This is a genomic window from Microbispora bryophytorum (genome assembly GCF_043197435.1).
Lineage (GTDB): Bacteria > Actinomycetota > Actinomycetes > Streptosporangiales > Streptosporangiaceae > Microbispora > Microbispora bryophytorum.
Genome location: NZ_JBICTF010000001.1, coordinates 651165 through 673971, shown reverse-complemented (window position 1 = coordinate 673971; position 22807 = coordinate 651165). Strand labels below are relative to the sequence as shown.

Annotated in this window: 21 protein-coding genes and 1 tRNA gene; 10 read left to right on the top strand and 12 right to left on the bottom strand. The window is 69.7% G+C overall.

Annotated features, from left to right (window positions below; genetic code table 11):
- Positions 1-162: 162 nt before the first annotated feature.
- Positions 163-1380 carry a flavin-dependent oxidoreductase gene (locus tag ACGFIB_RS03125; protein ID WP_393368100.1) on the top strand — a complete coding sequence of 406 codons (1218 nt, stop codon included), beginning with the start codon at positions 163-165 and terminating at the stop codon, positions 1378-1380.
- A 529-nt stretch (positions 1381-1909) separates the two neighbouring features.
- Here the strand turns inward: ACGFIB_RS03125 and ACGFIB_RS03120 are convergent.
- Positions 1910-2623, bottom strand: a complete 714-nt coding sequence (locus tag ACGFIB_RS03120; RefSeq protein WP_393368099.1) for an FMN-dependent NADH-azoreductase — start codon at positions 2621-2623, stop codon at positions 1910-1912.
- Between the two features lie 609 nt (positions 2624-3232).
- Between ACGFIB_RS03120 and ACGFIB_RS03115 the strand changes: the two genes are divergently transcribed.
- The gene (locus ACGFIB_RS03115) at positions 3233-3736 is read left to right on the top strand and encodes a hypothetical protein (protein ID WP_393368097.1); all 504 of its coding nucleotides are present in this window, start codon (positions 3233-3235) and stop codon (positions 3734-3736) included.
- Positions 3737-3846: 110 nt separating this feature from the next.
- On the opposite strand, the gene ACGFIB_RS03110 is transcribed toward ACGFIB_RS03115, so the two are convergent.
- The gene (locus tag ACGFIB_RS03110; RefSeq protein WP_393368095.1) at positions 3847-5802 is read right to left on the bottom strand and encodes a Xaa-Pro dipeptidyl-peptidase; all 1956 of its coding nucleotides are present in this window, start codon (positions 5800-5802) and stop codon (positions 3847-3849) included.
- A gap of 281 nt (positions 5803-6083) precedes the next feature.
- Positions 6084-7331 (bottom strand): discoidin domain-containing protein, encoded by a 1248-nt coding sequence (locus ACGFIB_RS03105; RefSeq protein WP_357246750.1) that lies wholly within the window; start codon positions 7329-7331, stop codon positions 6084-6086.
- Positions 7332-7640: 309 nt separating this feature from the next.
- Between ACGFIB_RS03105 and ACGFIB_RS03100 the strand changes: the two genes are divergently transcribed.
- The 3 genes from ACGFIB_RS03100 (at position 7641) to ACGFIB_RS03090 (ending at position 10705) form a co-directional block, all read left to right on the top strand.
- Entirely contained in the window at positions 7641-9080 is a 1440-nt protein-coding gene (locus ACGFIB_RS03100; protein ID WP_393368093.1) for a CynX/NimT family MFS transporter, read from the top strand.
- Between the two features lie 49 nt (positions 9081-9129).
- Positions 9130-9900: a class I SAM-dependent methyltransferase gene (locus ACGFIB_RS03095; protein WP_393368091.1), complete on the top strand. Its 771-nt coding sequence runs from the start codon at positions 9130-9132 to the stop codon at positions 9898-9900.
- Between the two features lie 169 nt (positions 9901-10069).
- Positions 10070-10705 carry a hypothetical protein gene (locus tag ACGFIB_RS03090; protein ID WP_393368089.1) on the top strand — a complete coding sequence of 212 codons (636 nt, stop codon included), beginning with the start codon at positions 10070-10072 and terminating at the stop codon, positions 10703-10705.
- 490 nt (positions 10706-11195) lie between these two features.
- On the opposite strand, the gene ACGFIB_RS03085 is transcribed toward ACGFIB_RS03090, so the two are convergent.
- Complete coding sequence (locus ACGFIB_RS03085; RefSeq protein WP_393368087.1) at positions 11196-12590, bottom strand: MFS transporter; 1395 nt, start codon at positions 12588-12590, stop codon at positions 11196-11198.
- Positions 12591-12799: 209 nt separating this feature from the next.
- On the opposite strand from ACGFIB_RS03085, the gene ACGFIB_RS03080 reads away from it, so the two are divergent.
- The 3 genes from ACGFIB_RS03080 to ACGFIB_RS03070 all read left to right on the top strand — a co-directional run bounded on the left by ACGFIB_RS03080 (position 12800) and on the right by ACGFIB_RS03070 (position 15050).
- Positions 12800-13483 carry a TetR/AcrR family transcriptional regulator gene (locus ACGFIB_RS03080; protein WP_357246768.1) on the top strand — a complete coding sequence of 228 codons (684 nt, stop codon included), beginning with the start codon at positions 12800-12802 and terminating at the stop codon, positions 13481-13483.
- Positions 13484-13512: 29 nt separating this feature from the next.
- Positions 13513-13965, top strand: a complete 453-nt coding sequence (locus tag ACGFIB_RS03075) for a GNAT family N-acetyltransferase (RefSeq protein WP_393368084.1) — start codon at positions 13513-13515, stop codon at positions 13963-13965.
- A gap of 98 nt (positions 13966-14063) precedes the next feature.
- Positions 14064-15050, top strand: a complete 987-nt coding sequence (locus ACGFIB_RS03070) for a DUF4232 domain-containing protein (protein WP_393368080.1) — start codon at positions 14064-14066, stop codon at positions 15048-15050.
- Positions 15051-15097: 47 nt separating this feature from the next.
- On the opposite strand, the gene ACGFIB_RS03065 is transcribed toward ACGFIB_RS03070, so the two are convergent.
- The 4 genes from ACGFIB_RS03065 to ACGFIB_RS03050 form a co-directional block, all read right to left on the bottom strand.
- A complete protein-coding gene (locus ACGFIB_RS03065; RefSeq protein ID WP_357246776.1) occupies positions 15098-15499 on the bottom strand; it encodes a DNA-binding protein in 402 nt (133 codons plus the stop codon).
- A complete protein-coding gene (locus ACGFIB_RS03060) occupies positions 15496-15744 on the bottom strand; it encodes a type II toxin-antitoxin system CcdA family antitoxin (RefSeq protein WP_357019096.1) in 249 nt (82 codons plus the stop codon). Before ACGFIB_RS03060 ends, ACGFIB_RS03065 begins: the two co-directional genes overlap by 4 nt.
- Before the next feature lie 349 nt (positions 15745-16093).
- On the bottom strand, positions 16094-16630 hold the full coding sequence (locus ACGFIB_RS03055; RefSeq protein ID WP_357246782.1) for a GNAT family N-acetyltransferase: 537 nt from the start codon (positions 16628-16630) through the stop codon (positions 16094-16096).
- Between the two features lie 242 nt (positions 16631-16872).
- Complete coding sequence (locus ACGFIB_RS03050; protein WP_357246785.1) at positions 16873-17319, bottom strand: MarR family winged helix-turn-helix transcriptional regulator; 447 nt, start codon at positions 17317-17319, stop codon at positions 16873-16875.
- A gap of 54 nt (positions 17320-17373) precedes the next feature.
- Here ACGFIB_RS03050 and ACGFIB_RS03045 point away from each other — a divergent pair, with 54 nt between their 5' ends.
- On the top strand, positions 17374-17760 hold the full coding sequence (locus ACGFIB_RS03045; protein WP_357246788.1) for a hypothetical protein: 387 nt from the start codon (positions 17374-17376) through the stop codon (positions 17758-17760).
- A 323-nt stretch (positions 17761-18083) separates the two neighbouring features.
- Here ACGFIB_RS03045 and ACGFIB_RS03040 read toward each other — a convergent pair.
- A tRNA-Ile gene (locus ACGFIB_RS03040) sits at positions 18084-18160 on the bottom strand.
- A 278-nt stretch (positions 18161-18438) separates the two neighbouring features.
- On the opposite strand from ACGFIB_RS03040, the gene ACGFIB_RS03035 reads away from it, so the two are divergent.
- Complete coding sequence (locus ACGFIB_RS03035) at positions 18439-19416, top strand: substrate-binding domain-containing protein (protein WP_393368077.1); 978 nt, start codon at positions 18439-18441, stop codon at positions 19414-19416.
- A gap of 9 nt (positions 19417-19425) precedes the next feature.
- On the opposite strand, the gene ACGFIB_RS03030 is transcribed toward ACGFIB_RS03035, so the two are convergent.
- The 3 genes from ACGFIB_RS03030 to ACGFIB_RS03020 all read right to left on the bottom strand — a co-directional run bounded on the left by ACGFIB_RS03030 (position 19426) and on the right by ACGFIB_RS03020 (position 22791).
- Positions 19426-19665 carry a hypothetical protein gene (locus ACGFIB_RS03030; protein WP_142568307.1) on the bottom strand — a complete coding sequence of 80 codons (240 nt, stop codon included), beginning with the start codon at positions 19663-19665 and terminating at the stop codon, positions 19426-19428.
- Positions 19666-19674: 9 nt separating this feature from the next.
- Positions 19675-21348 (bottom strand): sodium:solute symporter family protein, encoded by a 1674-nt coding sequence (locus ACGFIB_RS03025; protein ID WP_229689621.1) that lies wholly within the window; start codon positions 21346-21348, stop codon positions 19675-19677.
- A 105-nt stretch (positions 21349-21453) separates the two neighbouring features.
- On the bottom strand, positions 21454-22791 hold the full coding sequence (locus ACGFIB_RS03020; protein ID WP_393368074.1) for a cation:proton antiporter: 1338 nt from the start codon (positions 22789-22791) through the stop codon (positions 21454-21456).
- Positions 22792-22807: the final 16 nt, after the last annotated feature.

The window sequence follows — 22807 nt, the reverse complement described above, 5'->3', positions numbered from 1 at the left end:
CCGGTACGGCACGCTCCGCCCCGCCTCTCGGCATCGGCGGGACGGGGCCTCGCCCGCACTCCGTAAGCGGGCTCGTATCCGGGGCCCGGCCCCTACCACACCGCTGCGGCACCGACTGAAGTCACGAAGAGTAGCCATCCCCGGCCCAGGGAGCGCGACGCCATGACGACCGCCAACACCGCCGACATCGTGATCGCAGGTGCGGGGATAGGAGGGCTGGCCACCGCGCTCGCCCTGCACGCCAGGGGAATCGACGCGGTCGTGCTGGAGGCCGCGGCCGAGCTTCGGCCGCTCGGAGTGGGAATCAACATCCAGCCGGCCGCGATCGGCGCGCTGACCGGGCTCGGGCTCGGCGAGGCGCTGGCGGCCACCGGCATCCGCACCCGCGAGCACCGCTACCTCGACCACAGGGGGGCCACTCTGTGGACCGAGCCCCGGGGCGTCGCCGCGGGTCACGAGCACCCCCAATACTCCATTCACCGCGGTGAGCTGCAGATGCTCCTGCTCGCGGCCGTCCGGGACCGGCTCGGCCCCGACGCGGTGCGGACCGGGCTCCGCGTCGACCGCTTCCGGCAGACGGCCTCGGGCGTCCGCGTCCTCGCGTACGACGAGGCGGGCGGAGCGGTCGAGTTCGAGGCCGCCGCGCTGGTCGGCGCCGACGGGATGCACTCGTCGGTCAGGTCTCAGCTCCACCCCGGCCACGGCCCGCTGTCCCCGGCGGGAGTCGACATGTGGCGGGGCCTGTCCGAGCTGGACGAGTTCCTCGACGGGCGCACGATGATCCTGGTCAACGACGAGCAGGCCACCCGGCTGATCGCCTATCCGATCTCCAGGCGTCACGCGGAGCGCGGCAAGGCGTTGGTGAACTGGGTCTGCATGGTCGCCGCTCCCTCGAAGAGCCTGTCCGACGGCGCGGGATGGAACCGCCCCGGACTGATCGAAGAGGTGCTGCCGCACCTGGCCGAGTGGAACTTCGGCTGGCTGAACCCCGCCGTCCTGGTCGCTCGCAGCGAACGCATCCTGCGTTACCCGATGGCCGATCGCGACCCCCTTCCGCATTGGGGTGAGGGCAGGGTCACGCTGCTCGGGGACGCCGCTCACCTGATGTACCCGATCGGCGCCAACGGTGCCTCGCAGGCAGTCATCGACGGCGTCACGCTCGCTGCCGAACTCACGCGAGGCGAGGACGTGGCCGCCGCCCTGGAGCGGTACGAAGCCGCCAGGCGCCCCGCCACGACGGCCATCATCCTCGCCAACCGGAACATGGACGGCGCCGAGCGCGCCATCGCCGGTCGTGCCGAACACGACAAGGCCACCGAACTCGCGACGATCACTCACCGTTACCGGATGACCGTGGAGCAGCGGCAGTCACTCGCCTGAGCAGACGGACCGCCCCGGCTGTAGCCGCTCTCGTCGCCGGGGCGGTCACTCCCGGCGGAAGTGACCTGCGGACCGTATGCCGAGCCGGCAGCGGATCGCCGCGACCGAGGGAAACCTCGCCGGTGAATTGCGGAAACCGTGGGATCTTCCGGCGTCACGACGATATGAATTCGCGGACGTCGCCCGATCGATTTCGATAATCGCGCACAAGGGCCAGGCATTCTGACAACGTATTTACAGAATGCCGACTGACTGCCCTCGCGATGCGGCCCGATGCGGCTCGGCGGGGCCCGGCGCGGCTTCGAATGCCGGACGCCGGCGGTGCGGAACGGTCTCCTGTTCGTTCGTGTCCCTGCTCCTCGTCCTTAAGACGAATCGCGCCGTGGAAAGGTGACATCGGCCCTGCGGGTGGTGTCCGCCGACGGGCGGACACCACCTCTCATCCGTGGCTGTCACGGGCCGGGCCGAGCGGCCGGTTCGGGCGGCCGGTTCGGGCGGCAGCCGGACCCGGCCCGGCAGTGCGGGGACCTCACCGCATGCGGGCCGCCGTCCCGCTGCCCGCCGGCCGGCGGGCCAGCTCGGACACAGCGGTCCGCGCCGCGGCCAGCGAGTTCGCCGCCAGAGGCTTGAAGTGGGCAAGGGCGGGCACGTCCGACGCCCGGGTCATCTCGGCGTGGACGAAGCGCAGGTTCTCCGGCGCCACGCCCAACTCGGTGAAGTACGCCCTCAGGTAGGGCGTCTGGAAGTCGAAGTCCTCCCGTGGCGTGCCCGGTGCGTAGCAGCCCCCGCGAGCGGAGATCACCACCACGCTCGTTCCCCGCAGTAGGCGGTCCCCCGTGCCGGGGTCGAGGAACGCCCCGGGGAAGGTCACCCGGTCGATCCACGCCTTGAGGGACGCGGGCACGGAGAAGTTGTACATGGGGACGCCGACCAGCACGGTCTCCGCGGCGCGCATCTCCGCGATCAGCGGAAGGGTCAGCGCCCACTCGCGCTCCTCGGCGGGGCTGTCGGCCATCTCCGCCACCTTTGGCAGCGGAACCGCCCCGTGCCTCTCCACCCGGATACCGAGGGAGACGAAGGCGGGGGAGACCAGCGGGACCGGCTCGGCGGCGAGGTCGCGGTGGCGGTACCCGGCGCTCCCGTGGAGACGTCGCCACGTGTCCGCGTAGAGCGCCGTCAACTGCCTGGTGACCGAGTCACCGCAGTCGCTGGCGCTGGAGTCCAAGTGAAGCAGGGACGTCACGGGCTCACCCCCTGTCGTCGCGTGTGCATCGCGAGCTCCTCTCTGAATACTTTCCGTCACTGTCTATGACGCTGCGTAGTCGAAAGAGGTGACAGGGTCACGATGCGAGGGCGCTCGGTCCGGGCGCGGGGTGGGGAACCGCGCCTGTGAGTAGGGTGCTGAGCCCGTGACAGGGCATTCGTATCCGCGTGGGCGTCCCTCAGGACCGGAATGGACCGAGGTGCGGCGGCGCCTGGACGGGCGTCGGCACGAGCTGGCCGTGGCGGCGGATCGGCTCTATCCCGGGACGCCCAGGGCCGGATCGACCCGTCTGCTCACCCGGGACGGCTGGATCCCGGCCACGCCGCTCGACCTGCGCGAGGTGCGGCTCGGCTGGGTGGAGGACGCTCCCGCCCCCGCCGTCACGGGCCGCGAACCGGAGGCGGCGGCCCTGCTCCCGGAGGGCGCCGTCGCCTACCCGGACGCGCTGGGGGCGCTCGCCGGCCCCCGGCTCTTCGAGGACCGCACCTGCTACCGGCTGCTGGAGGTCGCCTGGCCGGAGCTGACCTTCACCCGCGCACGCTACTCACGCTGCGCCACGACCCCCGTACGGGGGAGACGTCGTTCGTCGTGCACTGGCGCGACTCGGCCCGGGTGGCGCACGGCGGCGGGCTGTTCCAGGTCATGCCGGTCGGGGTGTTCCAGCCCGCGCACGAGTCCGCGGGCGCGGAGAGGACCGGCCTCGACCTGTGGACGTGCATGGTCCGCGAGTACGCCGAAGAGTTCCTCGGACGGGGAGAGGAGTACGGCGACGGCTTCGACTACGAGAGCTGGCCGTTCTACCGGCTGCTGACCGACGCCCGCGAGGACGGGCGGGCCCGCTCCCTCGTGCTGGGCGTGGGGGTCGATCCGCTGACCTTCGCCACCGACGTCCTCACGGTGACCGTGCTGGAGGCGGAGACGTTCGACGCCGTCTTCGGCGAGGTCGCCGCGTCCAACAGCGAGGGACGGGTCGTCGGCAGTGTCCCGTTCGACGCGGAGACGGTGCGGCGGTACGTCCGCGACGAGCCGATGCAGGCGGCGGGCGCGGCCGTGCTGGACCTCGCCTGGCGGCACCGCGAGGCTCTGCTGTAGTCACACGCACGCCGTGCCCGCGGTCACACGCGCGCCGTCCCTGCGGTCAGACGCGCCGTCCCCGCCGGCCGATCAGGCCGACGGGGACGGGGTGCGGCGAGGAACGACGGTCAGCTCTCCGGGGTGAGCGCGCCGGCGCCGCCCACGATCGGCAGCGTCACCGTGCTCTTCGTCGTGTCGAGGTGCAGCCGCGCGCCGGGGGCGGGCCGGATGGTGTACTCGTAGTCGCTCGACAGCAGCACGACCCCGATCCGGTGCCCCGCCGGGAAGATGTAGTCGTGCGGCTGAAGGTCGAAGTCGAGGCGGTAGGGCGTGCCCGGCTTGACCGGCTCGGTCTGGGAGATCGACTTGCGGTTCTGCGGGTCCGTCCAGCCCCGGGTAATGATCTTCGCCTTGCCGCTCTGGTCGTAGTCGACGAGCAGCGCCGTGACGTTCGCCGCAGGCTGGTCGAAGGACATCCGCAGCGACACCCGCGGGGTGCCGCTGAGCCTGGCCGCCGCGGTCAGCGCCTCCGACTTGTACGCCAGGCGGTTGGGCGAGGTGGCGGCGTCGGCGAGGGTCTGCGCCCGCTGGGTGGCGTCGTCGACGATCGTCTCGGTCACCGGCTTGCCCTTCCGGGTCCGGTCGGGAGTGAGGACGCCGGCCGCGCCGCCGGCGCCGGGGGCCAGGTTGAGCTCGGTGTTCGCGGCGGCCGGGTCGGGCCACTCGGCGTACTGCACCAGCGTCTTGTCCTCACGCTGCACCAGGGCGCGGGGGTCGTTCTCCACGCCGTTCTGGTAATCCCACAGATAGCGGGTGAACCAGCGGTTGAGGACGTCGACGCTGGGGGAGCCGCCGTGGCCGCCCTGGTGCAGGTAGATCTTGTGCGGCACCCCGCGCGCCTTGAGCGCCTCGTACCACTGCGCGGCCTGCTTGGTCTTGACGTTCCAGTCGTTGAGGCCGTGCGCGACCAGCACCGCGGCGTGGACCTTGCCCACGTCGTTCATGTAGTTGCGCTCGTCCCAGAAGGCGTTGTAGTCGCCGGTGACGCGGTCCTGCGCCTTCGCGAGCTCCTCGATGACGCTCCGGCAGATTTGCCTGTCCGCGCGCGTGTAGACGTACTCCGCGAGCACGTCGGTGTCCTCGCCCTGGTAGCCGCCGGCGGCCACGACGGCGCCGTTCGCGCGGTAGTAGTCATACCAGCTGGAGATCGCCGAGATCGGCACGATGGCCTCCAGCCCTTCGACGCCGGTGCTCGCGACCGCGTTGGGCAGGGTGCCGTTGTAGGAGGTGCCGATCATGCCGACCTTGCCGGTCGACCACGTCGCACCGACCTCCCGCCCGGAGGCGTCGTACGCCTTCGCGCGGCCGTTCAGCCAGTCGACGACGGACTTGGCGCCGATGGTCTCGTTGCGCCCGCCGGTGGTCGGGCAGCCGTCGGACTGGCCGCTGCCCAGCGACTCGGCGTGGACCACCGCGAAACCGCGGGGCAGCCAGTTGGACTCCTGGCTGGTGCTGATGACCGGCTGCGGGCCGCTCGCCGCGAGGGAAGCGTCGGCGCCGCCGGCCCCGGAGCCGTCCGCCGCCGCCGCGGACAGGCGCTCGTCGGCGGCGGGGTCGAGCAGCTTGCCGCCGCGGTTCAGCCAGCCCTTGCCCGGGCGGACCGCCTGGTTGAGCTCGTGGTCCACATCGTGGTTGGCGACGTCGTTGCCGCCGGCGTAGTAGGGGCTGACCTCGTACACGACGGGCGACTTGAGGCCGTCCGTCTCGGTCTCCCGCAGGCGGGTGACCTCGGCGTGCACCCGGTCGTTCCGTCCGTCGCCGTCGCTGTCGACCGGGGTCTCGACCCACACCTCCTCGCGGATCCAGTCGTTCCTGTTGGACGAGAACACCGGCTGGGCCATGCCGTCCTGGATCACCGGCCCGACGGGTACGGCGGCGCCCGCGGGGGCCGAGTTCACGGTGAGACCCGTGACGGTCGTGGCGACGGCGAGACCCAGCGCCGCCGCGCCCCGTCGTGCGGCTCCCGTACGGCGTGACGCGGCTGACGGGACGGGACCAGGCGTCACCCGGCGCGATGAGGACATCGGCAAACCTTCCAAGAACGATCGGGGGGCATGGGGGGACATGGGGGGGACATCGGAGGGATGCGGGCCGGAGGATTCGGCCCAGGGGCGATGCTAGGGACGCACGTGCCGAATGTCTTCGTACGACCGTTCTGTCTTGATCGCGGCGTTTTTCGACAAATGTAGAAATCTGTCGCAATGCGACGCGCACGCCCGGCGGCGGCTACCGCCGTCCGCCCCGTCCGCCGCCACCTGGCTGCCGGTTGCCCGCGCGTTGTGCCGGCACGCGCCCCGGAAGGGCGTCAGTAGCCGTAGCGGCTCTTCAGGTGCCTCCAGACGTCGCGCAACATCCATGCGTCGAACTCCGTGATCGACGTGGCGGAGCCCGCCTTCATGAGGAAGCAGCACTGCCCGGCCGGGGTCCAGTCGTAGAAGTCGACCAGGCCGAAACCGTGCCCGATCTCGTGGAGGAGGATGTGGATGTCGTCGCTGCCGAGGTTGTCCACCAGATACTCGCTGCCGACGCGCTGCCCCCAGGCGCCTCCCATGCCGCCGACCATGCCCTCGGTGAGCCACAGTGACATGTCGTAGTGGTGGGCGGCGCCGCCCGGGCAGCCCGAGTAGGCGCCCGACTGGTCGAACAGGCGCCCGCACGGCTCGGCGCACTGCGGCGCGTTCTCGCGCATGTCACCGACGTAGACGTCCACCGAGTCGTCGTTCCACTGCAGCGTGGCGCGGTCGCGTACGGCCCAGCCGACCACCTTCACCGGCACGTCCGCGTACGGCCAGCCGTTGTGGCCCGCCATCACGTCCATCCACTTCTTGAACGACCTGGCCAGCGCGGCCTGGATCTTGTCGCGCAGCTCCGCGGAGACCGGGGCGCTGGAGTCCCAGCGGACGCAGTAGTTGACGCTGCCGCCGTTGGCCATGATCTGGTCCCAGCCGTAGTTGCGATAGCCGTACAGGTCGGGGTTCGTGGACTCGACGTGTCGCCAGACCTCGTCGAGCGGCGCGACCAGGTCGGCGGGCGGGGTCCAGCCGCTCGGCCGGCCCGCGGCGTCGGCGAGCGCCCTGATCTCCAGCAGCCCGACCGACGCCTGGCCGCTTTGCAGGACGACGCGCAGCCGGGTGGTGGTGACGGCGGGGAACGTGACGGTGTTGTAGGTGTCGGCCGCGGTGGGGTAGGAGGCGGCGATGTCCGCGTACGCGTCGCCGTCCCAGCTCTGGAGCTTCCACGAGGCCGGCAGCCGGACGCCGCCTCCGTCGTCGAAGAAGTAGACCTGCACCGAGGAGATCGTCTGGGCGGACGGCCAGGTCAGCTGGGCCCACTGTTCGCCGGCTTCGGGCCAGGTGCCCCATCGGCGGTTCCGCGTTTCATCGGACCGAGTCGGTTCGACGCCGTCGTTGACCGCGGCCACGCTCTCCCAGGGAGAGGTGTAGGAGGCGGAGGCGGTGGCGGACGGGGCCACGTCCGCCACGGCGGCGTCAGCCCGCGCGGGCGCCAGCAGAAAGCCTGCGACCAGCGCGAAAACGGCGAACAATCGCCTCATGCCTGTCTCCTTCGCGGCCGAGCGCTCACCGGCCGCTGTTGGGGGAGTGCTGTGGAGCGGGAGCGTTCCGAGTTTTTTCCGTCACAAAAGGGGTGTCAAGCCCCCAACCGGAACAATGTGACGGACGGGATCGCGAGCCGGCAGGGTTGCCGCTCTGGGTGACCCGGTGGATTTCGGAATAAGCGCCTGATTTTAGGATGAACCGACCGTTTAAGGCCGACGAGGTGGGTTCCGGGATGGCAACGCGTGAATGACCGGGCGGTTGGTAACCCTCTGGTTCCGCATGACGGGGTGGTTCGGCATGAGCCGGTGGTTCGGGACGAGGTGGCGGTTCGGGACGAGGCGCTTCGGGACAAAGAGGTTCAGGACGAGGCGGTTCAGGCCAAAGAGGGTCTGGCCAAAGAGGGTCTGGACAGAGCGGCGGCCCAGCACGAGGTGGCGGTTCAGTACGAGGCCGCGCCGAAGGCCGAGGTAGCGCGGCGGAGCCCGGTGAGTCAGCGGCAGGGCCGCGCCCGGTCCGCCACGTGGACGCGCCGCCTGGCGGTCGCCGCACTGGTGCTGGCCGCGCTCAACCTCAGGCCCCTCGTCACCAGTATCGGACCCGTGCTCGAAGAGGCCCGCGCCGCCCTCGGGATGAGCGCCGCCGTCGCCGGGCTGCTCGCGTCCGTACCGGCGGTGTGCTTCGCGCTGGTCGGCTCGACCGCACCCCGGCTGGCCCGCCGTCACGGACCGGAGGGCGTCGTCCTCGCCGGGATGGCGGCGGTCGCGCTGGGGCTCGCGCTGCGTCCGCTCGCCGGCGGCACCCCGGTCTTCCTCACGCTGAGCGGCCTCGCACTGGCCGGGATCGCGGTCGCCAACGTGCTGTTGCCGGTCGTGGTCAAGCAACGCTTCCCGGACAGGGTCGGCATGATGACCGGCCTCTACTCCATGGCTCTCAACCTCGGCGCCTCGGCCGCCGCCGCCGTCACCGTCCCGCTCGCGGGCGCGTTCGGCGGTGACTGGCGTGCCGGTCTCGGCGCCTGGGCCGTCCTCGCCGCCGTCGCGGTGCCGCCCTGGGTCGCCCTCGCCCGCGACGGCCGGCGGCTGACCGAGGGGCTGACCGAGCAGCAGGCCGAGCAGCAGGCCGGGCATCAGGCCGGGCGGGCGGCGGGCGGGGACGCCGCCGCGGGGGCCGGAGCGCACGTGCGGGTCGCCCGCAGTCCCATGGCCTGGGCGCTCGCGGTCTTCTTCGGCCTGCAGTCCAGCTCCGCGTACGTCATCATGGGTTGGCTGCCCCAGGTCTTCCGGGACGCCGGGTTGTCCGCCGAGACCGCCGGCCTGCTGTTCGCCGTCACCTCGGTGCTCGGAGTGCCACTGTCCTTCGTGCTGGCCGCCGTCGCCGGACGGCTGCGGAGCCAGAGCGGCATCGCGGCCCTGCTCGGAGCGTTCGGGCTCGCCGGGTACGCAGGGCTGTGGGCGGCTCCCGCCGCCGCTCCCTGGCTGTGGGCGGTGCTCCTCGGCGTGGCCAACTGCTCCTTCCCGCTGGCGCTCACGATGATCGCCATGCGCGGCCGGGACGGCGCGACGGTGATCCGGCTGTCCGCCTTCGCGCAGAGCGTCGGCTACGTGCTGTCGGTCCCCGGTCCCATCCTGGTCGGGGCGCTCTACCAGCACACCGGCGGCTGGCGGGGGCCGCTGGCCTTCGCGGTGTGCCTCATGGTGCCGCAGATCGCCGCCGGATACCTCGCGGGCCGCGACCGGCAGATTTGATCTCCTTGAACTTTCCGGGGGGAAAATCGCTGGACAGTGCCGTACGTCGATGGTGATCGTGGGGAACATGCGGCAGGAGGAGATCTGGAACACCGACGTCGCCCGGCACTACGACACACCGGGCGCCGGGATGTTCGCGCCCGAGGTCCTCGGCCCGGCCGTCGATCGCCTCGCCGATCTCGCGGGCGACGGGCGGGCGCTCGAGTTCGCCATCGGAACCGGCCGTGTGGCCGTTCCGCTCGCCGAGCGTGGCGTGCCCGTCACCGGCATCGAGCTGTCGCGTCCGATGATCGACCAGCTACGCACGAAGATGGACGAAACGAAGATCCCGGTCGTCGTCGGCGACATGGCGACCGCCGTGGCTCCGGGGGAGTATTCACTCGTCTACCTCGTCTACAACACGATCTCCAATCTGCTCACCCAGGCCGAGCAGGTCGCGTGCTTCCGCAACGCGGCGCGGCACCTGACGCCCGGCGGCCGCTTCGTGATCGAGCTCTGGGTGCCCGAGCTCCGCAAGCTCCCACCGGGCCAGGAGGCGGTGGTGTGGCATTGCGAGCCCGGCCACATCGGCCTGGACACCTACGATTTCCTGCGGCAACACCTCGTGTCGCACCATTTCAGGTTCAACGAGAGCGGACAGGCCGAGCTGTTCCGCAGCCCCCACCGATACATCTGGCCGGCCGAGCTCGATCTCATGGCTCAAATGTCCGGGTTCGAACTGGAGGCCAGGCATGCGGACTGGATCGGAACCGAGTTCACCGCCGAGTCGCGTTCGCACGTGTCTGTTTACCGCATCCCGTCCGGCCGAACCACGTCGTAATAAGGCCGACGCTCTCGCCGGCCTGAATCGCGCTAATCGCGGGGCGTGACAATTCGTTTTCGCGGCGACGGGCTTGAAATGCGGGGGAGCGGGCCGTGCCGCCGTCTGCTGCAAAGGGAGAGCCCCACGAGGCGGCCGCCTCGCGGGGCAGGAGGGTCCAGCAGGTTCGATGTGCGGTTATCCCGTCCTTGCAGCTGCCTCGCTCTCCCTGCTGCTGATGCCGCTACCGCGGTCCGCGTTCCTCGAACCGGCTCCGGTCGCGTCCGCGCTCTTCGAAGCGCCCGCGATCTTCCATGCGCCCGCGCTCGCGTCCGCGCTCCTCGAACCGTCCGCGATCTTCCATGCGCCCGCGCTCGCGTCCGCGTTCCTCGAAGCGCCCGCGATCTTCCATGCGCCCGCGCTCACGGCCGCGTTCCTCGAACCGTCCGCGATCTTCCATGCGCCCGCGCTCACGGCCGCGTTCCTCGAACCGTCCGCGCTCGCGTCCGCGCTCCTCGAATCGGCCCCGCTCACGGCCGCGTTCGCGACCGTATTGGCCGTACGGCCGCTGGCGCTCACGGCCACGGCATCTGCCTCCGGGGCAGGGCTGTGTCGGGTTCTGCATGACCTGTGCGGTGGTGCCGGCCGCATTGACCGGTTGCGTCTGCATCGTCATCGGGACGATGAGGGCCGACGCCGTGATCGCGCCAGCAGCCAGTGCTTCTTTGAGCATGAGTATCACTCCGTCGGCTCCGTGACTGTCGCCGGGAACACCCGGACACACGAAGCGCAAATCGATCCATCGAACCGTGGATCCAGACCCTGATTCTCACGCTAGAGGTAACGAAAGGCCCCGTCACCCAGCAATGCGCAAACAACCGCTTTTCGCAACAGAAAACAAATGCAATCGAAGATGCTGTCGGTCCGTTTCTCTGTGCCGACAATTCCTTTGCGCGGGCGGCTGGATTCCTTCCGTATCCTTGAGGCGCATTGGTTGTGATCGCACGTACTCGGCCGGATTCCCGTCTCCGGCCCCTTCCGAGTTATTACGGTGAGCCGCTGACCGAAACCGCGCGGGCTCTGGAGGTTGCCGTGACCGCCGTCGAGGAAGCCGGGACCGGCGCGCGCTCCGTTGCCGCGCACCGGCTCGCAGCCGTCATGATCCTGCGGTCATGGGCGCTCCCTTGCCTCTCACGCCTCTGACACCGCTGCCGCCGATGGCCGAAGTGGGGCGCACACTGCTGCCGCCCGTCTGGTCGACCAGAACCATGTCTGGGCCGTGGTGCGGCAGCCGCGAGATGGCGCGGCACGGCCGGCTACTCCGGTTCGGGGACCAATTCGGGGCTGCCGTGCTCCGCCGGCGTCGCTGCGCTCGTACGCGGAAGGACGGCGAAGGCGATGAGGACGGCACCGATCAGGAGCGCCGCGCCGAGCGTCATGCCGAACGCGTAGCCCTCGGTGAGGCCCTCGATCGTGGTGCTCCGGCCGGTGCGCGCGTGGGCGGCGGTGCCGAGAGCGGCCAGTCCGAGCGATGCGCCGATCTGGCGTGAGCTGGAGAGCAGGCCGGAGGCGGCGCCGGTCTCGCCCGGCGCGACGCCCGCGGTGGCGGCCGAGACGACCGGTCCGAGGCAGAGCCCGAATCCGACGCTGGCGACGAGCGACGGGCCCAGGACGTCGGTGAGGAAAGAGCCGTCGGCACTGATCAGGCCTAACCAGGCGAACCCGGCCGCGGTCACCGATCCGCCGATGATCAGCATGGTGCGGAGCGGGAGACGGTAGCCGAGTTTGATGGCGACCGCGGCGCCGGCGATCACACCGAACGCGAAGGGCAGCAGCTGGATCCCGGCCATGGTCGGACTGGCGTCGAGCACTTGCTGGAGGTAGAGGGAGGCGAAGTAGAAGGATGACGCCATGGCGGCGCCGAGGAGGAGGTTGTAGGAGTTGGCGCCGGCGACCGAGCGGTTCGTCAGCAGGCCGAGCCGGATCAGCGGATCGCAGGTGGTGGTCCGCTCGACGTAGACGAACGCGGTCAGCAACGCGACGGCGATAGCCAGGGTCGCCAGGGTGACCGGCGAGGTCCACGCGTACTGGTCGGTGCGGACGACGCCGAACACGAGCAGGGACATCCCCGCCGTGGCCAGGACGGCGCCCAGCATGTCCGGGCGGCCACCGGAAGCCGTGGTCGGAGCGGCGGCGACGCCCCGCCAGGCCAGGACCAGCGCGATGGCGGCCATCGGGACACTGACGAACATCACCCAGCGCCAGCCCGCGTACTGGGTGAGCACACCCCCGATCAGGACGCCGAGGGCGCCGCCGGCGGCGTTCACCGCGCTCCATATGCCGTAGGCCCGGACCCGGGCCTTGCCGGAGGGGAAGGTGACGGCCAGCAGCGCCAGCGCGGCCGGAGACAGCGCGGCGGCCCCGATGCCCTGCAGGGCGCGGCCGGCCACGAGATGGCCGGGCTCCTGCGCGAAGCCGCCGGCGAGCGAGGCGAGGCCGAAGACGGCGAGCCCGAGCAGCAGGACCCGTTTGTGACCGTAGCGGTCGGCGACCTTGCCGCCCAGCAGGAGCAGCCCGCCGAAGGTGAGGGCGTAGGCGTGGATCACCCAGGTCAGGCCCACTGCGCTGAAGCCGAGGCCGGCGGCGATCCGCGGGAGTCCGAGGTTCACGACCGACAGGTCCACCGACACCATGAACTGCACGACAGCCACCGCGGCAAGGGTGAGCGCTGGCCGGGCGGCCATGTGAGCGACCGGGTGTCCGCTTGCTGATCTCGCGTCTGTCACCGTTCCTCCATCCTCTGGCCGGTCCTCGGGGGACATTTCTCGTACGCGTACTGAAAGTACAGCGGTAGCGGCCGGGTGTCGACAGCCGAAGCCCCGGTTGGCGGAAGGGAGTGGCCGGGCGGAATGATGGGACGGTGTCTCCACGCGATGCTGCGCCCGGCCGCACCGGCCGTCCACCGGTGACCTCCCGGGCGCAGATCCTGGATGCGGCTCGTCGGCTCATCGGCCGGGACGGCTGGGACAAGCTGAGCATTCGTCGGCTGGCCGCGGAGCTCGGTATCGGGACGATGACCCTGTATCACCATGTGCGCGACAAAGAGGACTTGCAGCTTCTGCTGATCACCGAATACGCGGACCAGATCCCGCGACCCGACCTGCCCGGCGAGCCGCGAGAGCGCATCATCGCGACCGCCACCCTGATCCACGACGCCCTCGCGGCCTGGCCGTGGGCCGCGGAGGTCCTCACGGCCGACGGGTTCGTCGGCCGGCTCGGCGAATCGGTGTGGATGGTCGAATCCATCGTGGCCGGAGCCATCGACCACGGATGCACACCCGAACAGGCCGTGCACGTCTTCCGCCACATCTGGTACTACACGGTCGGCGAGATCCTCGTCCGCGCGCACTCCGCTCAGCAACCGGCGGACGCCGCGCGACCCGCAGACCGCGAACCCCTCTTCAGCGGCCTCGACGAGTCGCGGATGCCACGCCTGGTCGCCGTCGGCGATCAGTGGCGAACGCTGTCCGCACAGGACACCTACTCCCAGGGGCTGCGGGCTCTCGTCGACGGGCTGCTCGCACAGGCCACGCCGGAAACGTGACGTAAGCCCCGGTCGATACGATCGTGATCATGGTGGACTGGAGACTCCGGCCTGCTTCGACGGCGGACGTCGAGGCGGTGGCCGAGCTGCGGGCCGTGGTGCTTCGAGCGGATCTCGAGCGGCTCGGCCGGTACGACGAGCAGCGCGTACGCCAGCGGCTGCGCGACGGATTCGCGCCGGCGCACACCTGGACGATCGAGGTGAGCGGTATCTTGGCCGGCTGCGTGGCGCTGCGACCGGCCGAGGGCGCCTACTGGCTGGAGCACTTCTACCTGGCCCCGGAGCTGCAGGGCAGGGGCGTGGGCTCCGCCGTGCTGGGCAGGCTGCTGGAACGGTGCGACCGAGAAGGCGCCCTGATCCGGCTGAACGTCCTGCAGGGCAGTCCGGCCCGGCGGCTATACGAGCGGCACAGGTTCACGGTCGAGACCGAGGACGAGGTGGACGTGTTCATGGTGCGCGATCCGGACCCTGCCCGTCGCTGACCGGCGCCTGTAGCTGATCCATCGACCACGCACCGCCGGCCTCATACGGTCACGCCCAGAGGGGGCCTCGGCGGCCTGTCTGCCCTAAGGTTCTTCTCATGCGTCACGGCCGGATGCGTACCACTTCGCTCGGCCTTTCCGCCGTGCTCGCCGGCGTCCTGCTCCTCCCGGCCTGTGGATCGGAGGGGATCGCCGCATGGAGCGACGGATCGCGGCGGACCCAGGGACCCGACTCGGCCGAGCGGCGCGGGGACCCCGAATGCGGCGCCCCGTCCACCGGTACGCCGCCCACCTCCGGCACTTCGGTCCTTCCTGGCGGCTCCGGGGGCCTGGAGAAGGACGGCGTGGAGATAACCGGCCTGGGCGGACGGGCCCGCAACTGCGGCCTCTCCCCGTTCTCCGCCGAGTTTCAGGTCACCAACCACGAAACCGAACCCTTCACGTACACCGTCACCTTCACGTTCGTGTCCCGTTCCGGACAGGTGCTGGCAGGTGCGGAACAGACGGTTCCAGCGGTCGAGCCCGGTCAGACGGTGAGGCGCACAGTCGCCGTGGACGAGCTTCCCCCGAAGGTGCCCCCCACAGTGGGTGCGCGAATCGCCAAGGTCAGGCGCGTCCCGGCGGACGAGGCGCCCGCCCCGGCGGGCTCCTGCCCGCCTTCCGGCATCCGCGTCACGCTGGGCAACGGCGACGCCGCCATGGGGCTCCGCGTCGTGGGGCTCCATCTGGAGAACTGCTCAACCCGCGCCTACCACACCAACGGCTACCCGCAACTCCAGCTCCTCGACGAGGGCAGACAGCCCGTCACCGGTGTCGAGATCCTGCACGGGGGTGGCGACATCTCCACCGTGACCGGCTTCGACGACCCGCCCCAGCCGGTGACGCTGAAGCCGGGCCAGACCGCGTCCGCCGGCCTGATGTGGCGCAACACCGTCACTGCCGGCGTCGGCGCTTCCGTGAACGTGCCGTACGTCAGGGTGAACGCCAAGGCCGGTGCTCGTCCCGTGATGGTGACGCCGGAGCTCGATCTCGGCACCACCGAGAAACTCGGCGTCAGCCCGTGGAAGAAGGACGAGGCTCCGTAGACCCTGTCGGCGTGCCGGTTTCCACGTCGGGTTGCTCTGTCACGCGTTCAGATACCGATGAGCCGGACGCGGTTGCCGCACAAGCGGATCATGTCGTCCACATCGGAGGTCAGCATGGCCACCGGGCCCGGTTGGCGCAACGCCGTCTCGGCGACCGTCGCGTCGACCGCGTGCTTGTGGCCGTGCAGGCCTGTGGCCTTGAGTAGTTCAGCGGACCTCTTCGCTGCGCTCTCGGTCAACGGTTCGACCTTCACACGGGACAGCACCCACTGCAGCCGTGGCATGTCCACTCGCGTGTGGCTGACCTCCACAATGGTGTTGGCGCCGATGACGAAATCGGCACCCATGGAATGAAACACGTGGAACATGGCGAGGATCTTGCGGTCCTGCGCGATCCAGGCGGAGAGCCCCTGGGAGTCGAGGACGACGGTTTCGACATGCTCGATCACGCCGCACTCGCCGAGCCGCCGGAACCCGCCGTCCCGAAGATGCTGGCGCGGGCCTCGGCCAGCTCCTCATCGGTGAACTCGCCATGCTCCTCCTGGTGCCGCAGCAGGTCGGCGGCCAGGAGTTGGTGCCGCAGCTGGCGTGCCACCGCCTCGGCGACATAACCCGAGACGTTGTCGGTCAGCTTCTTGAGTTCGGCGACCTGATCAGTCGGCAGTGTCACCGTGATGCGCGTCGTGTCGGCCACAGGGAAATCATACTGCGGTATGCGCTTGCCGTGAGGTGAGACGCACAATCGATCTTCAGTAGAGTGACCCGGAGCGATCTCTTCTGGATCAAGCTGCTTGAGTGGCAGGCCCCCTGTAGTACATCTCCGAGCATGAGCCGGAAGAATTCGAGCCGTTCGACCTTGGGGAGACTGGCGTTTCCTGGTCGGTTCGCGTGCTGACCAGAGTCATGACCAACACCGAGGAGCCGGACTTCCGGCGCGACATTTACCAGGTCCAGCTCTACCGCCTGCAACTATGGCGCCCGGCCTGACGCCTGCGCGGCTGATCATCCTGGAGCCGGAGCGCCCACGCCGGAGGCGTTGGGTGTCAGTTGCTTGTGTTGGTCCTCCATTCGGTGGCAAGGATGCTGAATATCGCGGAGTCTCGCCAGCCGTCACGCAGCTCCATGGTGTGGCGGAGGTGGCCTTCATGCGTCATCCCGAGTTTGTTCAGGACGGCTGCGGAGGCGGCGTTTCGGGGGTCGCAGGTGGCGTAGATGCGGTGCATTCCGTGTTGGTGGAAACCGATGTGCAGCAGTTGCCGACCGATGGCGGTGCCCAGGCCCTGGCCCCAGAGACGGGGGTGGGTGACGTACTGGATCTCTCCTTGGGCGTGCGTGAGGCTGCGGATGTGGAACTCGCCCATTCCTATGACCTCGTTGTCCAGGAGAGCTGCGTAGGGGAAGCGTGTCTGTGGTTCTTCATGCCATGCGGCTGCGGCTTCCGCCACGAAGGCGCGCGTTTGCGCGAGGGAGTTGGGTCCCCATGCCTGGTACCGGCAGACCTCGGGGAGGCTGGCCCAGGAGTGGACGGCTTCGACGTCGGTGGGTTGGAGCTGTCGGAGTCGGGCTTCGGGACGGGTCATGATCCGAATCATGACGGGTGAAGCAATGGATGAGGTTCCACGGTTTCTGGTGTCGGCTGCTCGGGCCGACCGGCGAGCGGGCGCGGGGCCGCGAGGCGGCGCGGAGCGCCGCCCGTCACTTCTGCCATGCCATTTCGCAGACGGACGAATTCAGCGTTGTCCTGTCCCGGGACGTGCTTGACACATCAGTCCCAGGACATGTTCGACAGGTGCCGTTGTCGGCCGATCTTCGTGTGTCACGGTTACGTCTTGCGGTTCGCGGCCGCGATCGAGGCGCGGAGTTTGGTGAGGAGTCGTTCGAGGGTCTGGACTTCGGCGGCGGCCCAGCCATCGGTGAACAGCATCCAGCGTTGCAGGCCCATGCGTTCCAGGGTCGCGAGTTCGGCGCGGCCCTTCTCGGTGATGGTGATGGTGTTCGCCCGGCGGTCGTCCGGGTCGGTGAGGACCTGAACCTTGCCCTCTTCGGTGAGGGCTTGGACCTGGCGGGTGGCCGATGACTGGTGGACACCGAGTTCTTTGGCCAGGTCGGAGGTGCGGACGGGCTGTGTGGTGGCGATGAGTTGCAGCATGCGCAGCAGGCCTGCATTGGGTCGTCGCCTGCGGGTGCGTTCGATGCCGTCGCTGATCAGGAGGAGGGCGTCAACCATGCGTTGAACGTCCTGTTCGTCGGGTTTCTCGTGGTCGTGCACGAGTTCACTCTAAGGTGATTGCATGCCGCATGCAATTAAACTAGTGTCATGGCCATGACAAAGAACGCATTGATCAAGCGGCTCGCCTACGCCATCGCGGGCCTCGGCGTCGGCATGTTCCTGCTCACGATGGCCGTCGCGGCCTTCGGTCAGGAACCGGCGAACAACGTGTGGACCAAGGCCGGCGGCATCCTCGCGGGGTCGGTGATCTGTCTGATCCTGACCAAGCGCGTCCTCGCGGGGTCGAAGGGCACCTATGACCGGCTCCGGATCATCTCCCTCGTCGCCTGCGCCCTGGTCGCGGTCAACGTCGCCCTCCCCGGTGTCATCCCGGTCTGGTTCCGCGCCGAACAGGTCGTTCACGGCCTCCTTCTCGCGACCCTCGCCTGGGCCCTGTGGTCGCCCGAGATGCGGGAGTCCTTCCGCGTCACCGCACGCTGAACCTGATCCCTCGGGCCGCCACCCCGCCCGTCGGTCCAGCCGATCACCGTGCAGTGGGTAGCCGGCAACAGCGGCGTCATCATGGTGGCCAAGCAGAAGGTCGCCCTGGGCCGCATCCACGCCCGCGCGATCGTCACCGTGGACGTCAGCGACACCACACTGACCATCGAACTGCCCGACGACACCCGTTCGTGGTCTGCGCCATCCGGCGTATATCCCGTGACTGGCGACAAGCGGCGGCTCTCGGTGGCCTGCGGGTGCATGCCCGGTAATCATGATCCATGGAGGAACCGCAGCTCAGGCAGGGTTTCCCTGATCAAACGTGGTAGGGCGGGTGGGACTTGAACCCACGACCCACGGATTATGAGTCCGATGCTCTGACCGGCTGAGCTACCGCCCCGCAATGGTGGAGTCTCTCACAACTTAGCGGGCGAGGGGATCTGTGCGCGGAGGTGAGCGGCGACCTTCGGCCCTGGGCGTAATCCCGGCCCAATCGCCCTGTCGTGATCGTCACGCACTGGGGCGTGGCTGCCCCGAGAAGAGTTGTGGGGCTTATGTCCGGGTATGTGACTGTTGAGGAGACTCGCTCCACAAGACGGCTCTGCGAAACGTGGCTACGCAACGAATCGGGGGTGCCCTGTGGGGAGACGACTGACGGGCGTCTGCGTGCTTCTCCTGATGTCCCTTCCATCCTGCGGGCAGGGTGGGCGGCAGCCGGGAGCGGAACTCGGAGCGGTCGGCGACGCGCGGGAGGGCTTCACCGTCGGCCTGCTGCTCCCCGGCGAGGGACCCGACCGGCCTCTGTTCACGCGGGCCCTGACGTCCCTCTGCCCGCGCTGCCACGTCCAGTACGCCGACGCCGCGGGCGATCAGGCCAGGCAGGGGCGGCAGATCGGCCGGATGCTGGCCGACGGCGTGCGGGTGCTGGTGCTGGGTGCGGTGGATCCCGGGGCCGCCGCCCCTTGGGTGGCCAGGGCCAAACTGTCCGGGGCCAAGGTCGTCGCGTACGACCGGCTGGCGAACGGGCCGGTGGACGCCTACGTGGCGACGGACCCGGCGCGCGTCGGGCGGGAGCAGGCACTGGCCCTGCTCGGTGCCATGAAGGTCGCGGGGCCGGTGCTGCTCTTGAACGGCCCCGCCACGGATCCGTACGCAGCGACGGTGAAGCGGGGCCTGCACGCCGTGCTCGACGGCCGCGTGACGATCGGCTGGGAACGGGACCTGACGCGGCCCGACGAGGCGGCCCGCGAGGTGGCGGCGGCCGTCGCCGCGCTCGGCGGGGCCACGAAGGTGGGGGGCGTGTGCTGCGCGAGCGACGCGGTGGCGGAGGCCGTCGCGGCCGAGTTGGCGAGGGCCGGGATGGCCGGGGTGCCGCTGATCGGGCATGGCGGGCGGCCCGCGGCGCTGGGGCGGGTCAGGGCCGGCACGCAGACCGCCACGGTCCGCACCGATGTCGCGGCCGAGGCGTCGGCCGCCGCCAGGCTGGCGGTCGCGGTCGCGGGCGGCCGGACCGTGTACGGCACGGCCATCGTGTCCAACGGGACGACGGTTTCGATCCCGGCGGTGCTGGTTCCGCCCGCCGTGGTCACGAAGGGCACCCCTCCCGGGGCGCCCGCCCCCGGGGCCGCCCGCGGGCAGGGCACGCGATCACACTGACGCGCCGGTTCACTCCTGTTCGTCGGAGGGGGAGGGGGCGTCGGACGGGCGCAGGCGCTCCCAGAGCAGGAACGCCCCGCCGACGACGAGCATCGCGATGCCCGCCCACAGGTTGATGCGGATGCCCTCCGCCTTCTGGATCTCCTGGGCGCCGTCGAACAGCCCGGTGACCGTGAGGATCAGTCCGTACGCCAGGAACAGACCACCGATCACGCGGCGGATGTCGAAGAGCCGTTGCGGGGCGGCCATGCAAACCTCCTACAGGAAGGGCAGGTAGAACGCGGCGGCGAGGACAACCGCGCCCGCGCCGAGGACAAGGGGGGAGCGATACCAGGCGGCGTCGCCTGCCAGCGCGTCGTCGGAGACGGACGCGTCGCTCAGGCCGTAGACGAGCCCGCGCAGCTCGCTGTCCGGCTTGGGGGTGGTGGCGAGCGTGACCACGACGGAGACGATCGCGTCGACCACGAAGGCGATGCCGGCGCCCCAGAAGCTCGCGTTCAGCTCGGTGCCGAAGTCGACCACGCCCGCCTTGTAGAGGATGTACGAGGCGAAGGCGCACACGGTGCCGCTCAGCAGGCCCCAGAAACCCGCCCAGGCGGTCATCCGGCGCCAGAACAGGCCGATGATGAACGTCGCGAACAGCGGGGCGTTGAAGAACGAGAACAGCGACTGCAGGTAGTTCATGATGTTGCCGAACCCGGCGGCGATGAACGCCGTGCCTATTCCGGCGAGGACGCCGACGACGGTGGCGATGCGGCCGAGCCGCACGTACCACTCGTCGGGGTGGTCGCCGTTGATGTGCGCCTTCCAGATGTCCTGGGTGAAGACCGTGTTGAACCCGCTGATGTTGGCGGCCATGCCGGCCATGAACGACGCGAGCAGGCCGGTCACCGCGACGCCGAGCACGCCGTTGGGCAGGAACTCGTTCATGAGCAGCGGGATCGCCTCGTTGTACGTCGGCCCGCCGTCCTTGCCGAGGTTGCCGAACAGCACGACCGCGATGAGACCGGGGATGACGGTGACGACCGGGATCACGAGCTTCGGGTAGGCCGCGACGATCGGGGTCAGCCGGGCGGCGGTGGTGTTGCGCGCCGACAGCGCGCGCTGCACCTCGGCGAAGTTCGTGGTCCAGTAGCCGAAGGACAGCACGAAGCCGAGGCCGAAGACCAAGCCGATCCAGTTGGCGTTGAGCGGGTTGTCGGTGCCGGCGGTGTGCGCCCAGGTGTGCAGCCCGCCCTCGCCGAGCACGCTCTGCTTGACCTTCTCACCGAGGCCGGAGAAGCCGCCGACTCGGGTCAGCCCGATGATCACCACAGGCACGAGCCCGGCGACGATCACGAAGAACTGCATGACCTCGTTGTAGATCGCCGAGGACAGGCCGCCGAGCGTGATGTACGCCAGCACGATCGCGGCCGACACGAGGACGGACAGCCACAGCGGCCAGCCGAGCATGGCGTCCATGATGAGCGCCAGCGCGTACAGGTTGATCCCGGCGATGAGGATCTGCGCGACGGCGAAGGTCCCGGCGTTGAGCAGCTGGGTCGCCCCGTTGAAGCGGCGGCGCATGAACTCCGGGACGCTGTGCACCTTGGACCGGTAGTAGAACGGCATCATCACGACGCCGAGGAACACCATGGCGGGGACCGCGCCGATCCAGTAGTAGTGCAGGGTCATCGCGCCGTACTGCGCGCCGTTCGCCGCCATACCGAGGACCTCGGTCGCGCCCAGGTTGGCGGACATGAAGGCCAGGCCGGTGATCCATGCGGGAAGCGCGCGGCCCGAGAGGAAGAAGTCCAGACTCGTCCGTACGGCCCGTTTCGCGGCGAAGCCGATTCCCAGGACCACGAGGAAGTACAGAGCGAGGATCGCGTAGTCCAGAACGTTGACGTCGAGCCGCAGATCCTGTGCGGCCAGCAATTGGGCATCAGGCACGCAATGCCAGCTACCCGCGCGTCTCCCCGTCTCACAAAGGCGGCCCCCGTATACCCAATCGTGACAAAAGTGCAGGTAAGCGCAGGTCAGGTTCGGCGATCGGCGTCACTCGGCGCCCGCCGTCACCTTCGCGCCGTGGTCCCGGGCGACGTCGGGGACCGACCGGAAGTGCCCGCGGGAGACCATCGCCGTCAGCCACACCCCGGCGAGCTGCGAGGTGATGATCGACAAGATGACCAGCGCGGTGAAGAACGCCTCGTTGATCACGCCCGCGCTGAACGTGGTCGACGCGAGCACGATGCCGGGGCCGCCCCTCGCGTTCATCGCCGTCGCGAGGTTCGTGGCCGAGCTGCGGTCCTCCCCGGCCAGCCGGGCGCCGACCCACACGCTGCCCCACTTGACCACACAGGCGACGGCGAAGAACCAGGCGAAGAACGCCAGGGGGAAGTTGTGGATCAGATCCAGCTTGAGACCGACGATCGCGAAGTACACCGGCACGAAGAAGGCCAGCGAGATGCCCTTGATGGTCTTGTGCGCCGCCGCCGCGCGCTCCGTCGGGAGCCGCCCGACGCTGAATCCGACCATCAGCGCCCCGAAGACGGGGTCGATACCCAGCCCCACGCACAGCACGCAGAGCAGGAAGATGACGGCGATGAGGAACGCCACCGGGCTGCGCGTCTCGATGATGTTCAGCCGGCTGGCGGAAAGGCGGTCCAGGATCCGCGGGCCCAGCCACAGGAGAAATCCCAGGAAGACGAGCGAGGCCAGGATGTAGTACGCGATCGTGAGCGCCGCCGAGTCGACTCCGGTCAGCGCCCACAGCCCGTACGCCTCGCTCGCCCTGATCTGCGCCATCGCCAGGATCAGGGAGAGGATGACGTACAGCACGACGTCCTCGAGAACGGCCACGGAGAGCACGACCCGCGCGAAACGCGTCCGCATGATGCCGATGTCGAGCATGATCCGGGAGATGACCGGGATGCTCGTCACCGCGATGGCCGTCCCGAAGACCAGGCTCAGCGTGGCGGGGGAGCCCAGTGGGCCGGCGAGCGCGGTCATGTCCGCCGACCGGGCGATGAGCAGTCCCGAGGCGAACGGCACCGCCAGCCCGGCCACCGTGATCCAGACGACGGTCCGCCGCTCCGCCCCGGCCCTGGTGCCGCCCAGCTCGAAGCCGATGAGGTAGACGAGGAGGAACAGCCCGAGATGGTAGAACGCGCCCATCACGGACGTGGTCGGCCCCTCCGCCGGGAACACCCACTGCCCGGCCCCGGGGAGGAGATAGCCGAGCACGGTCGGCCCCAGGAGAAGGCCGCCCGCTATCTCGCCGATCACGGGCGGCTGGCGTAGGCGTCTGAAGAGCTCGGCGCCGGCGTGCGCCGCGAGGACGAGGATCGTCAGAGCCAGCAGGACGTGCATGACGTCAGCGGTCTTCAGTGTCACGGTCGGAGGCCTCTTT